The sequence below is a fragment of the Pantanalinema sp. genome, from assembly GCA_036704125.1.
Classification (GTDB): domain Bacteria; phylum Cyanobacteriota; class Sericytochromatia; order S15B-MN24; family UBA4093; genus JAGIBK01.
This window is the reverse complement of the sequence record DATNQI010000052.1, coordinates 1-12,068: the sequence shown is the minus strand read 5'-3', so window position 1 is coordinate 12,068 and position 12,068 is coordinate 1. Positions and strand designations below refer to the sequence as shown.

The following is a 12,068-nucleotide window of genomic DNA, read 5'->3' as shown; positions in this document are numbered from 1 at the left end:
GAGATTCGCTCGCTTAGCACGGGTGACGCGGGGCGACTGGGAGGAGAGCTGGCACGACGGCTGGGCGGTGCTGGTGGACGCCGGGGGCAAGGTGCTTGAGGCCCACGGCGAGCCCGGCACGGTCTTCGTGCGCTCGGCGCTCAAGCCTTTCCAGGCCATTCCGCTCGTGACGTCCGGGGCGGCGAGCCGGCTCGGCCTGAGCGAGGCGGAGCTTGCGATCGCGGTGAGCTCCCACAGCGCGACCCCCGAGCAGGTGGCGCTCACGCGCTCCATCCTCGACAAGGCCGGGGTGTCGAGCGACATGCTGCGCTGCGGGGCCCACCCGCCCCTGCACGAGCCGACGGCCGAGGCCATGCTGTGCCGGGGCGAGGCCCCGACCGCCCTGCACAACAACTGCTCGGGCAAGCACGCGGCCATGCTCGCCCTGTGCGCGGACCAGGGCTGGGACCTCGCGACCTACGATCGCCTGGATCATCCCCTGCAGGTGGCGATCCGGCATGCGCTCGCCGCGATCGCGGGCCTTGAGCCGGCCTCGCTCACGGCCGGCGTCGACGGCTGCGGGGTGCCCGCCTGGCGCCTGCCGCTCCCGTCCCTGGCGATCGCCTTCTCGCGCCTGGTGCGCGACCCCTCGCTTTCCCCCATCGCCGAGGCCATGGCCCGCCATCCCGGCCTGGTGGCGGGCCCCGGGCGCTTCGACACCCAGCTGATGGAGGCCGCGAACGGCCGTTTGGTGGCCAAGGCCGGGGCCGAGGCGATCCACGCGGGGGCCGACCGCGTGACGGGCCTCGGCTGGGCCGTGAAGATCGCCGACGGCAACCGCCGGGCGATCCCCCCGGTGGTGGTCGCCATGCTCGCGCGGCAGGGGGTGCTTGACCCGAAGGCCGAGGCGATCGCGCCTTTGGCCGTCGTCGAGGTCAAGAACCGCCGCGCAGAGACGGTCGGCAGTATCCGGGCCGCAATTCCCGCTCGCTAGTTACAACAGCCGATTCTTGGGCGGCCTGCACTCACGGCCGAGCCATCGACGCGCCTACCATGGGTCCGAATCGCCCCGTCCGCTTACGAAGCGAGGGATGGGGGATCTACTTCCACGTTCCTCAGTCGGAATAGGAGGACGATCATGGCAGGACACTCTCGGATGCCCCGGGGTCTGGCGGTCGCCGTCGGGGCGGTGTGCATCGGCCTGATCGGCTGCATGGTGGCGCCGAACAACCCCGGCAAGGACACCAAGCCCAGGCCGGCACCCTTGCGGACCGAGCCCTTCGTTTCCAGGACCACCACCCTCGACTTCAGCGGCGGCACCGCCCCGGTCTTCGAGGACCCGACCACGGGAGACCAGCGCTTCTCGACCCGCTGGGCCGCCGGGCGCTGGGCGGCCATCGACGGCGCGTACCGCCAGCAGCAGCAGGTCTCCACCGCCACCCTCATGATGCAGCGCTACAAGGGCGACGGCTTCGGCATGGCCGACGGCCAGGCCCCCAGCAAGTACCGGATCGAGGCGACGGCCTTCGCCTACCGGCCCGTCACGGCCAGCGCCTCGATCATCGCCGGGGCGCCCGCCGGGGTGGTCGCGATCATCCCCTACTACCTCGACACCACCCACTACGCCATCGTGGAGCGGGTCAACAACCTCTACGAGGTATGGTTCGTGGACGGCCTGACGCCCGGCGACGAGTGGAACGCCGAGGTCTACCGCAAGTTCGACCTGATGGCCACCGGATCGCTGGCCGTCAACGAGCCCATCGCCTTCAAGACCGAGGTCGACACCAAGGCCGGCACCCTCAAGCTCTGGCTCAACGACGAGTTCCAGACCCTGATCCAGGACCCGACCTTCATCAAGGACGTGAAGCACGGCATGGCCCTGGTCTCCAACGGCAACTACGTCGCCTACAAGGACGTGAAGCTCACCCCCCTCAGCGCCGAGTAGGGTGACACGCGCGAGGGGCCGGGACGGCAGTACCGTCCCGGCCCCTCGCGCGTCGAGGCTACTGCCCCTGGGGGGCGGTGGCGAGCGCCAGGCGCTTGATGCCGCTGGTCTTGAGCTGGTCGATGAGGGTGACGACCTTCTCGTAGGCGATGCTCTTGTCCGCCGCGATGATGACGGCGGTGTCGGGCTTGGCCGTGACGGCCTCCTTGAGCTTGGCCTGCAGGGTGGCGGGCTCGACGACCTGGTCCTGGAAGCGGATCGCCCCGTCCTTGGTCAGCTGCACCACCATCGAGGGGGGGCTCTTCTCGGCGGTCTGGCTCGAGGGCAGCTCGGCCTGGAGCGAGTCCGAGATCTGCGGCAGGAAGGCCATCACCATCAGGAAGAGGGTGATGATCATGAACACGTCGATCATGGGCACCACCTCGAAGGTGGTCGCCTTTCGACGCCGGCGCATGCTACGAGCCAAAGTTGGCCTCCTCGATGCCGCGGCGGGGCTTGGGGCCGCGATCCGGCTCGTGGTCGGTCACGGCGCCCTGGGCGCTCAGCATGAGGGCGTCCACCCGGTTCGAGAGCCAGTGATGGCCGATGGCCGCGATGATGGCGACGACCAGACCGCCCGCGGTGGCGACCAGCGCCTCCGAGATGCCCGCCGAGAGCTGGGCCAGGGGGTTGGTCGGGCGGGTCGAGGCGACCAGGCCGAAGTTCTGGATCATGCCCGAGACGGTGCCCAGCAAGCCGAGCAGAGGGGCGATCGCGGCGATCACCTGGAGCCAGCCCACCTTGCGATCGACGGGGCCAAAGGCCACCTCGCCGTAGGCGCGGACCTCCTCGGCGCTCGACTTGGGGTTGGCGAGGCGGTAGGCGATGAGGGTCGAGACGGGGTCGGGGCGCTCGCCGGGATGGATGGGCTGGAAGCCCTGGGGGTTCATGAGGAACGCCTCGAAGCGCTTGCGGGACTTGCCGAGCATCCATGCGCACTCGAAGATCAAGGCGACGGTGACGATCGAGGCCAGGAGGATGGGGATGATCATCCACCCGCCGGTCTGGATCAAGGCGATCAAGCGGAACATGGGACTCCTTTCGAGGCTGGTGCTCTGGGGCCTGGGCAATTCCAAGACGAGACATGGGCGACAAAGGTTCTATTATAGGCCCTTCGCTCCTCCCATCATACCGGACGCGACCCGATTAAAACGGATCGGACGAGGGAATACGAGGATCGATCCCCACCGACCTTCGAGGAACATTCGTGGCCAACTCCGACGAACCCAAGACCCGCTTCGATCTCGTCAGCCCCGGCGTCGGCCGCGTCTCCGGCGGGGTCGTCACCCTCGTGCTCGGGCTCGGCGTCCTGGGGCTGGGCTTCGGGCTGGGCAACGAGTTCCTGCGCCAGGCGGGCGTCACCATGACCCTGATGGCCCTCTTCCTGGTGGGCTACGGCGCCTTCAGGATCTACACGGGGATCGGCGCCAAGACGCGCCAGATCAAGTGCCCCAGCTGCGGAGAGGTCAACCAGATCCTCCAGCAGGTGACGAACTTCCCCTGCTTCAACTGCGAGAAGCCCCTCAAGCTGGGTGCGAAGAAGCCCTGAGCTCTAGGCCTCCACGAACCTCCGGGCCGGCGCGTACTTGACGACCACGATGGTGATGTCGTCGTCCGCCCGGTCCGATTTGATCGCCTGGAAGTCGAGGGGGCGGGTGCCCTCGTAGACGTGCTGCTGCCACGTCTTGAGCAGCTTCTCCTTGAGGGCCTCGGCGCTGAGGTGGCCGTGGAGCTGGATGAGCCTCTCCATTCGCTCGAAGCCGAACTCCTCGCCGTGGGCGTTCTGGGCCTCGATGATGCCGTCGGAGTAGAAGACGAGCACGTCGCCGGGCTCGAGGGTGACCTCCTGCTCCTTCACGCGCAGGGTGGGCCGGACGCCGAGGGGGTAGGAGGCCATCTCGAGCATCTCGACCGTGCGCTCGGCGCTGCGGTAGAGGAAGGGGTAGGGGTGGCCGGCGTTGGCGTAGGCGAGGCGGCCGGTCTCGGTGTCGAGGAGCGAGTAGAAGAAGGTCATGAAGCGGCGCTCGAAGCTGCTCTGGTGGAGGATGCTGTTGGCGATGCCCATGACGTTGGGGACCCTGAAGTCGGTCAGGACCTGGGTGTGGAGGCAGCTCTTGATGACGGCCATGAGCAGGGCGGCGGGCACGCCGTGGCCGGTCACGTCGCCGATGACCAGCGCGAGCTTGTTCTGCTCGACGCTCAGGAAGTCGAAGTAGTCTCCTCCGACCTCGGTGGAGGTCTCCAGGTAGAAGTCGATGTTGAGGGCCTCGTCGCTGGGGGCCTCGGCGGGAAGCATGGCCTGCTGGATCTTGCGGGCGGTGGCGAGCTCCTGGATCATTCGCTCGTTTTCCTTGAGCTCGTCGCGGTGGCGGGCGATCGCCTGGGTCATGGCGTTGAAGGAGCGGGCGAGATCCCCCAGCTCGTCGCTGCGGGTGGCCGGGACGCGGATCGTGAGGTCCCCCTCGGAGACCTGTCGGGTGCCCTCGGCCAGCTGCGCGATGGGCCTGGTCAGGATGCGGGCGAGCCAGGCGCTGATGCCCAGCGCGAAGGCCAGGCCCACGAGCAGGATGACCAGCGCGATCCAGACGAGCTTGCGCTCTTCGTTGAGCACATCGGCGGCGCTCATGTCCACCCCCACGATGGCGACGGTCTTGCCGCTCGCGTCGCGGAGGGGGGCGAAGCCCGAGAGCCAGGTGCCGAAGGCATCGGTGGAGAACGTGCGGTCGGCGGATGGACGTGCCAGCGCGCGGTCCATGGTGTCGCTGCCGGTGCCGGTGTACGCCTCGTTGAACGAGGCCCGGCTGGGATCGCCGGGGCTGGCCGAGTCGACCATGAAGCGCCAGGTGCCGTTCTTGTCCTGTCGCATGGTGTACATGGTCCCGATGCCCGGGTTGGCCTCGGTGATCCGGCGGAAGAAATGATGGAAGTGCTGGTAGGCAGGGTCGCCCTCGGCCTTGACGCGCTGGTGCGCGTCGACGTCGACCAGGTTGGCGGCGGTGCCGGCGAGGGCCCTGAGCTCCGCGCGGAGCTGCTGGCGTAGGACGTTGCTCGCCTGCGCGTAGAAGATCCCGAGGGTGCCTCCCATCAGCAGGGCGGTCGTGCCCAGGAAGACGAGGGCGAGGCGGGTCTGGAGACTGGGACGCAGCAAGGAAATCCGCTTCATGACTTTCCTCCGGCCCTCATCCTAGCACAGGGGGGCGAGCGGCGCGTACTTGACGACCACGATGGTGACGTCGTCGTCGGCCTGAGCAGCCTTGATGGCATGGTAGTCGAGGGGGCGCGTGCCGTCGTAGACGTGGTGCTGCCACGTCTCGAGCAGCCTTTCCTTGAGGATTTCGGCGCTGAGGTGGCCGTTCTCGAGGATGAGCTTCTCCATTCGCTCGAAGCCGAACTCCTCGCCGCGGGCGTTCTGGGCCTCGATGATGCCGTCGGAGTAGAAAACGAGCACGTCGCCGGGCTCGAGGGTGACCTCCTGCTCCTTCACGCGCAGGGTGGGCCGGACGCCGAGAGGGTAGGAGGCCATCTCGAGCATCTCGACCGTGCGCTGGGCGCTGCGGTAGTGGAAGGGGTAGGGGTGGCCGGCGTTGGCGTAGGCGAGGCGGCCGGTCTCGGTGTCGAGAAGGGAGTAAAAGAAGGTCATGAAGCGGCGCTCGAAGCTGCTCTGGTGGAGGATGCTGTTGGCGATGCCCATGACGTTGGGGACCCTGAAGTCGGTCAGGACCTGGGTGTGGAGGCAGCTCTTGATGACGGCCATGAGCAGGGCGGCAGGCACGCCGTGGCCGGTGACGTCACCGATGACCAGGGCGAGCTTGTTGTCGCCGAGGGGCAGGAAGTCGAAGTAGTCGCCCCCGACCTCGGTGGAGGTCTCCAGGTAGAAGTCGATGTTGACGGCCTCGTCGCTGGGGGCCTCGGCGGGGAGCATGGCCTGCTGGATCTTGCGGGCGGTGGCGAGTTCCTGGGTCATGCGCTCGCTCTCCTTGAGCTCGTCGCGGTGGGTCTCGATCGCCTGGGTCATGGCGTTGAAGGAGCGGGCGAGATCGCCCAGCTCGTCGCTGCGGGCGGCCGGGACGCGGATCGAGAGGTCGCCCTCGGAGACCTTGCGGGTGCCTTCGGCCAGCTGCGCGATGGGCTTGGAGAGGATGCGGGCGAGCCAGACGCTGGTCCCCAGCGCGAAGGCCAGGCCGGCAATGAAGATGGCAAGCGCGGTTTCGAGCAGGCGGCGCTCTTCGTGCAGGACGTCTGCGGCGCTCATGTCGACGCCCACGATGGCGACGGTCTTGCCGCTCGCGTCGCGGATGGGGGCGAAGCCCGATAGCCAGGTGCCGAAGGTGTCGGTGGAGAACTTGCGATCGGCGGCGGGGTGCGTGAGGGCGCGGTCCATGGTCCGATAGCCGGTGCCGTCGTAGGGCTGGTCGAAGGCCGAGTGACCGGGCTCACCAGGCTTTGCCGAATCGATGAGGTAGTGCCACCTTCCGCTCGCATCCTGGCGCATGGTGTAGATGTAGCCGATGCCAGGATTGGCTTCCTTCATCCGGCGCAAGAGCCCATGGAAGCGCTGGTAGAAGGGATCGCCCTCGGATCGGGCGCGCTGGTGCGCGTCGACATCGACCATGAGCGCGGCGGTACCGGCGAGCGCCTTGAGCTGCTCACGGAGCTGCTGGCGGAAGACGTTGCTTGTCTGGGCGTAGAAGATTCCGAGGGTCCCCGCCAGCAGAGTGGCGGTCATCGCGAGGAAGATGAGGGCGAGGCGGGTCTGCAGACTGGGGCGCAGCAGGGTAGGCCGGGACATGGGGCTCCTTGGGGGGTTAGATTTCCAGTGAGGCGATTGCGGGGGCGTACTTGACGACTACGATGGTGATGTCGTCGTCGGCGCGGTCGGCCTTGACGGCCTGGTAGTCGAGAGGCTGCGTGCCGTCGTAGACGTACTTGCGCCAGGAGGCGAGCAGCTTTTCCTTGAGGGCACCGGCGCTGAGATCGCCGTGGTCGAGGATGAGCTTCTCCATGCGCTCGAAGCCGAACTCCTCGCCGTGAGCGTTCTTGGCCTCGATGATGCCGTCGGAGTAGAAGACGAGTACGTCGCCGGGGTCGAGGGTGACCTCTTGCTCCTGGATGGGCATGCTTGCGCGCACCCCCAGCGGATAGGAGGCCATCTCGAGCATCTCGACGGTGCGCTGGGCGCTGCGGTAGTGGAAGGGGTAGGGGTGACCGGCGTTGGCGTAGGCGAGTCGGCCGGTCTCGGTGTCGAGGAGCGAGTAGAAGAAGGTCATGAAGCGGCGCTCGAAGCTGCCCTGGTGGAGGATGTTGTTGGCGATGCCCATGACGTTGGGGACGCGGAAGTCGGTGAGGACCTGGGTGTGGAGGCAGCTCTTGATGACGGCCATGAGGAGGGCGGCGGGCACTCCGTGGCCGGTGACGTCCCCGATGACCAGGGCGAGCTTGTTCTTTTCGACGGGGAGGAAGTCGAAGTAGTCGCCTCCGACCTCGGTGGAGGTCTCGAGGTAGAAGTCGATGTTGAGGGCCCCGTCGCTGGGGGCCTCGGTGGGGAGCATGGCCTGCTGGATCTTGCGGGCGGTGGCGAGCTCCTGGATCATTCGCTCGTTTTCCTTGAGCTCGTCGCGGTGCTGGGCGATCGCCTGGGTCATGGCGTTGAAGGAGCGGGCGAGATCGCCCAGTTCGTCGCTGCGTGCGGCCGGGACGCGGATCGTAAGGTCCCCTTCTGAGACCTTGCGGGTACCCTCGGCCAGCTGAGAGATGGGCTTGGAGAGGATGCGGGCGAGCCAGACGCTGATCCCCAGCGCGAAGGCGAGGCCCGCGAGCAGGATGACGAGCGCGATCCAGACGAGCTTGCGCTCTTCGTTGAGCACCTCGGTGGCACTCATGTCCACGCCGAGGATGGCGACGGCTTTGCCGTTCGCGTCGCGGATGGGGGCGAAGCCCGAGAGCCAGGTGCCGTACTGGTCGACGGTGAACTCTTGATCGGCCGAAGGAGCCACGGCGGCGGCGAACATGCTCTCGGTGCCCGTACCGGTGTAGGGCTCGCCGAAGTCGGAGTGGGCTTCGTCTTCCGGAGCGGTCGAGTCCACCACGAAGCGCCAGGTTCCCTTGCCGTCGACCTTCATGGAGTAGATGTAGCGGACGTTCGGGTTGACGCTCATGACGCGCAGGAGGAGCTCCCGTACCTTTTGGTAGGTCGGGTCGCCCTCTTGGCCGATGCGGGTGTGGTCGGGAGCATCGATCTGGACGGCCACCGTGCTCGCCAGTGACATCAGGCGGCCGCGGAGCTCTTGGCGGAAGACGTGGCTCGCCCGGTTGTAGAAGATCCCGATGGACGCGGCGAGCAGGATGCTCGTCATCGTGAGGAAGACCACGGTGAGGCGCGTCTGCAAGCTCGGTCGCAGGAGGGATTTCTGCTTCGGCAATCTAAGGCTCCTCCGGCCCCTATCGTAGCACAGAGGAGCCTGACACATCGGGGCTAGGCGGTTTCCTCGCGCAGGCGCAGGGTCGAGAGGCTCGAGGAGGCGGGCATCAGCTCGTAGGCCTCGCCCGGGGCGGGGATGACGGAGATCAGGCCGTGCTCCTCGGCCAGGCGCTCGGCCAGCGCTTCGGAAGCGGCCAGCTCCCCGTGGGTGATGAAGGTCAGGGCCGGAGCCTCCTGGAAGGCGCCGATCCAGTCCATCAGGCCGTTGGCGTCGGCGTGAGCCGAGTAGGCGTCAATCGCGACCACCCGGGCGCGCACCGGGATCGTCTCGTTGAAGAGGGTGACGTGCGGGGCGCCGTCCCGGATACGCCGGCCGAGGGTTCGCTCGGCCTGGTAACCGACGAAGAGCACCGTCGTCTCCTCCTGGGCCAGGTGGTGGTAGAGGTGGTGCCGGATGCGGCCCCCCTCACACATGCCGCTCGCCGAGATGATGATGGAGGGCTCGTTCATCTTGTTGAGGCGGGCCGAGGCCTCCGCCTCGCGGATGAAGTGGATGTTCGGCATCTCGAAGGGCGAGCGCGCGCGGAACATGGCCTGGATCTCGGGTGCCAGGCAGTTGGGGTGCTTCTCGAAGAGGGCCGTGGCCGAGACGGCCATGGGGCTGTCCACGTAGATGGGCAAGGGCGGGATCTCGCCCTGGGCGATGAGGCGGTGCAGGTCAAAGAGCAGCTCCTGCGTGCGCTCGACCGCGAACGCAGGGACGATGACGGGCCCCCGGGCGCCGAGGATGACCTCCTTGAGCTTGGCGACGCGATCGCTGATGCGGCCGTGCGAGCGATTGCCGTAGGTCGACTCGGTGATCAGGTAGTCGGCATGCGCAAGGGTGGCGGGGTTGCGCAGCAGCTGGTTGTTGACGTTGCCCAGGTCCCCGGTGAAGACCAGGCGCGACCCCTCGACCTCGAGCTCGACGATCGACGAGCCCAGGATGTGGCCCGCGTCGTGCAGGGTCAGCCGGATGTTGCGTCCCAGGGTGGTGCGCTTCAGGTAGGGCAGGCGCTCGAAGTACTTGAGGGCATGCTCGGCCTGCTGCTTGGTGTAGAGAGGGGTGAGCAGGCTCTTGCCGTGCTTTCGGCGCCACTTGTTCTCGGACCTGGCGTCCTCTTCCTGGATCGTGCCGGCGTCGGGCAGGATGATGCGGCAGAGGTCGATGGTCGGCGGCGTCGCGTAGATGGGGCCGCGGAAGCCCTCTGCGACCAGGCGAGGGATGAGGCCGCTGTGGTCCGCGTGGGCGTGCGTCAGGATGATGCCGTCCAGGTGGCGGGGGTGGAAGGGCAGGGCCCGGGCGTTGAGCTCGTGCGAGTGGGAGCTGCCTTGCGAGAGGCCCGCGTCGATCAGGAACCGCTGCTTGTTGGTTTCAAGCAGGTAGGCGGATCCCGTGACGGTTTGGGCGGCGCCCAGGAAGTGTAACCGCATGGCCGTCCTCCTCTCTGCACGTTGCAGCGATGGATGGTGTGTGGCGCGATTCCCTTCCGGCCAACCTGGCCGTACGCCCCTTATACCCAACTCGACGCTTTGCTAGAGGGTTGCTTGTGCTGAAGCTTTTTGGCGCTTCTGCCCAATGAGTCGGTGGCGGGCACTGGGCCGTTGGTTTTCAGGTGAAGAGGGTCTCTCGGCCCATGCGCTCGGTGAGCGTGTCGAGGAGGCTGCGGATCAAGAGGGTCTGGTGATCGCGCACCAGCTCGGCGTCCTCGAAGGACTCTCCCGGGAAGAACTCGACGACCACCTCGGGGGTCTGGCGCCACTCGACGGTCCAGAGCAGAACGCCCGAGCGGTAGACCGTCTGGTAATCCAGCGTCCCGCAGTAGGCCTTGTCGTCCGAGCGCTCGATATCAATGGCCTGGATCGCTAACACGCGCAACACCTCTCTGCTAGGGAAAAACCGATCTCCAGTGTAGGCTCGGCGTTCGAGCGCCACTATGCGATCCGTCACAGGTTTGCCCCTAGCAATAGCGACCGTCCGCCAGCCGCACGCTGCCGCTGGCGATCTCGCGCAGCGTCCCGTCCGCGCACCTGATGCGCAGAGCCCCCGTGCGGGTGATGTCCTCGGCGAGGCCTTCGATCGTCTCCGCGTGAAGCTGCGCGCGGACGTGCTGCCCGAGGGTGACCGAGTAGGCGCGCCAGCGCTCGCAGAGGACCTCCTCGCCCTCGGCTTTCACCCGGTCGAGCCAGTGCTCCAGGCGATTGGCGATCGAAGCGAGGAGCTGCTCGCGGGAAGGGACCGGAGCCAGATCGGCCAGGGCGATCGCCTCGGGCAGGGCCTCCTGGGCCGCCAGGTTGAGGCCGATGCCGAGGATGAGGCCATGGCGAACGCCGGGGGTGGCCGGTCCCCCGACCATCTCCGCCAGGATGCCGCCCAGTTTCCGGCGCTCGGCCACCAGGTCGTTCACCCATTTGAGGCCGATGCCCTCGTGGTCGCTCAGCGCCCGGAGCGCCTCGACCGTCGCGACGCCCGCCAGCAGCGTGAGGGGGCTCTGAGCATAGTGGGCGGGCAGCCAGATCGAGACGTAGAGGCCGCTTTGCTCCTGCGAGCTCCATTTGCGCCCGTGCTGGCCGTAGCCGGCGCTCTGCGAGTCGGCCAGCACGGCCAGGCCCACCTCGAGCGCGGAGCCGTTACGGGCTTCGCGCTTGAGGTGGGCGCTGGTCGAGTCGATTTCGGGATGGTGGTCGAGGGCCTGGCCGAGCCAGCACGTCTCGAGGAGGGCATGATAGGCGGCGCGATCGAAGCTCAAAGGGACCTCTCGTGATTCGTGCGTCGGATGGTGGCGGGCGTGATGGTCATCAGGTACTCATGGGCAGGAGGGCTGCCGATTGGCCTGCTGAGGCGTATCGTCGAGGCGTGCCGGAAGCCGACCTTCTCGTAGGATCGAATGGCGCGAACGTTGAAGTCGAACACCCCGAGCACGATCTCGCGCAGCTTGAGGCGCTCGAAGCCATAGGCGACCAGTAGGCGGACCGCCTCGGTGCCGTACCCTTTGCCCCAGCAGTCGTGGGGCCCGATGAGGATCCGCAGGGTGCCGGTCTCGCGCGCGAGATCCGTCAGCGAACAGGTACCGATGAGGCGATGCGGCGTGGCGTCGGTGGCCTCGATCCCGAAGCACATGCCCTGAGCCGAGCTAGGCAGTACGATCGTCTCGAAATAGGTGGCAATCTGCTCGCGCTTGAGGGGGGTCTGGTCGTGGCGGGTCAGGCGAGCAAGCTCTGGATCGGAGTGCCACTCCAGGAAGCAGGGAAGGTCCGCCGGCGTGTGCCGGCACAGGGCGACTCGCTGGTCCTGCAAGGGGACCCGTAAGGCGGCATGTTCCAATCCAGGCCTCCTTCCCACTCTCCTGCCGCATGAGCCGCAGGCGTTCATGGCAAGATCGTAGCACGGCCCTCAAGGCTCAGGCGCAAAAAGCCCGAGGCGCCTCGACCCATTCGGGGGAGGCGCCTCGAGGGCAGCGCCTGCGGCTAGCACAGGCAGCGCCTGCGGCTAGCACAGGCTTTGATTAATCTGGCGATGGGCTATCTTCCCGGGCAGTCACCCGCCAAGTATTTTCGCTGCTGGCTCGTTTCACGACCGTGTTCGGGATGGGAACGGGTGGGACCAAGCCGCCTAATCACCAGAAACTTGTAGAGCACGACGCTTTC

At 67.3% G+C, this 12,068-nt stretch carries 12 protein-coding genes and 1 rRNA gene; 3 read left to right on the top strand and 10 right to left on the bottom strand.

Features of this window, described 5'->3' with window-relative positions:
- The first annotated feature begins 22 nt into the window (after window positions 1-22).
- Together V6D00_08105 and V6D00_08100 are read left to right on the top strand one after the other, a co-directional pair.
- The gene (locus V6D00_08105) at window positions 23-973 is read left to right on the top strand and encodes an asparaginase (GenBank protein HEY9899129.1); all 951 of its coding nucleotides are present in this window, start codon (window positions 23-25) and stop codon (window positions 971-973) included.
- Between the two features lie 144 nt (window positions 974-1,117).
- Complete coding sequence (locus tag V6D00_08100) at window positions 1,118-1,924, top strand: hypothetical protein (GenBank protein HEY9899128.1); 807 nt, start codon at window positions 1,118-1,120, stop codon at window positions 1,922-1,924.
- Window positions 1,925-1,982: 58 nt separating this feature from the next.
- On the opposite strand, the gene V6D00_08095 is transcribed toward V6D00_08100, so the two are convergent.
- Both V6D00_08095 and V6D00_08090 read right to left on the bottom strand, forming a co-directional pair.
- A complete protein-coding gene (locus tag V6D00_08095) occupies window positions 1,983-2,378 on the bottom strand; it encodes a biopolymer transporter ExbD (protein HEY9899127.1) in 396 nt (131 codons plus the stop codon).
- Window position 2,379: 1 nt separating this feature from the next.
- On the bottom strand, window positions 2,380-2,994 hold the full coding sequence (locus V6D00_08090; protein ID HEY9899126.1) for a MotA/TolQ/ExbB proton channel family protein: 615 nt from the start codon (window positions 2,992-2,994) through the stop codon (window positions 2,380-2,382).
- A gap of 176 nt (window positions 2,995-3,170) precedes the next feature.
- Here V6D00_08090 and V6D00_08085 point away from each other — a divergent pair, with 176 nt between their 5' ends.
- Complete coding sequence (locus V6D00_08085; GenBank protein ID HEY9899125.1) at window positions 3,171-3,512, top strand: DUF2614 family zinc ribbon-containing protein; 342 nt, start codon at window positions 3,171-3,173, stop codon at window positions 3,510-3,512.
- Between the two features lie 3 nt (window positions 3,513-3,515).
- Here the strand turns inward: V6D00_08085 and V6D00_08080 are convergent, their stop codons facing one another.
- The 8 genes from V6D00_08080 to rrf form a co-directional block, all read right to left on the bottom strand.
- The gene (locus V6D00_08080) at window positions 3,516-5,126 is read right to left on the bottom strand and encodes a SpoIIE family protein phosphatase (GenBank protein HEY9899124.1); all 1,611 of its coding nucleotides are present in this window, start codon (window positions 5,124-5,126) and stop codon (window positions 3,516-3,518) included.
- Window positions 5,127-5,147: 21 nt separating this feature from the next.
- Window positions 5,148-6,752: a SpoIIE family protein phosphatase gene (locus V6D00_08075; protein HEY9899123.1), complete on the bottom strand. Its 1,605-nt coding sequence runs from the start codon at window positions 6,750-6,752 to the stop codon at window positions 5,148-5,150.
- A gap of 16 nt (window positions 6,753-6,768) precedes the next feature.
- Window positions 6,769-8,382: a SpoIIE family protein phosphatase gene (locus V6D00_08070; protein HEY9899122.1), complete on the bottom strand. Its 1,614-nt coding sequence runs from the start codon at window positions 8,380-8,382 to the stop codon at window positions 6,769-6,771.
- Between the two features lie 53 nt (window positions 8,383-8,435).
- Entirely contained in the window at window positions 8,436-9,854 is a 1,419-nt protein-coding gene (locus tag V6D00_08065; protein HEY9899121.1) for an MBL fold metallo-hydrolase, read from the bottom strand.
- Window positions 9,855-10,032: 178 nt separating this feature from the next.
- Entirely contained in the window at window positions 10,033-10,293 is a 261-nt protein-coding gene (locus V6D00_08060) for a hypothetical protein (GenBank protein ID HEY9899120.1), read from the bottom strand.
- An 88-nt stretch (window positions 10,294-10,381) separates the two neighbouring features.
- Complete coding sequence (locus V6D00_08055) at window positions 10,382-11,170, bottom strand: biotin--[acetyl-CoA-carboxylase] ligase (protein HEY9899119.1); 789 nt, start codon at window positions 11,168-11,170, stop codon at window positions 10,382-10,384.
- Window positions 11,167-11,745 (bottom strand): GNAT family N-acetyltransferase, encoded by a 579-nt coding sequence (locus V6D00_08050; GenBank protein ID HEY9899118.1) that lies wholly within the window; start codon window positions 11,743-11,745, stop codon window positions 11,167-11,169. The genes V6D00_08055 and V6D00_08050 overlap by 4 nt, the downstream gene beginning before the upstream one ends.
- A gap of 184 nt (window positions 11,746-11,929) precedes the next feature.
- A 5S ribosomal RNA gene (gene rrf / locus V6D00_08045) occupies window positions 11,930-12,045 on the bottom strand.
- Window positions 12,046-12,068 lie beyond the last annotated feature (23 nt).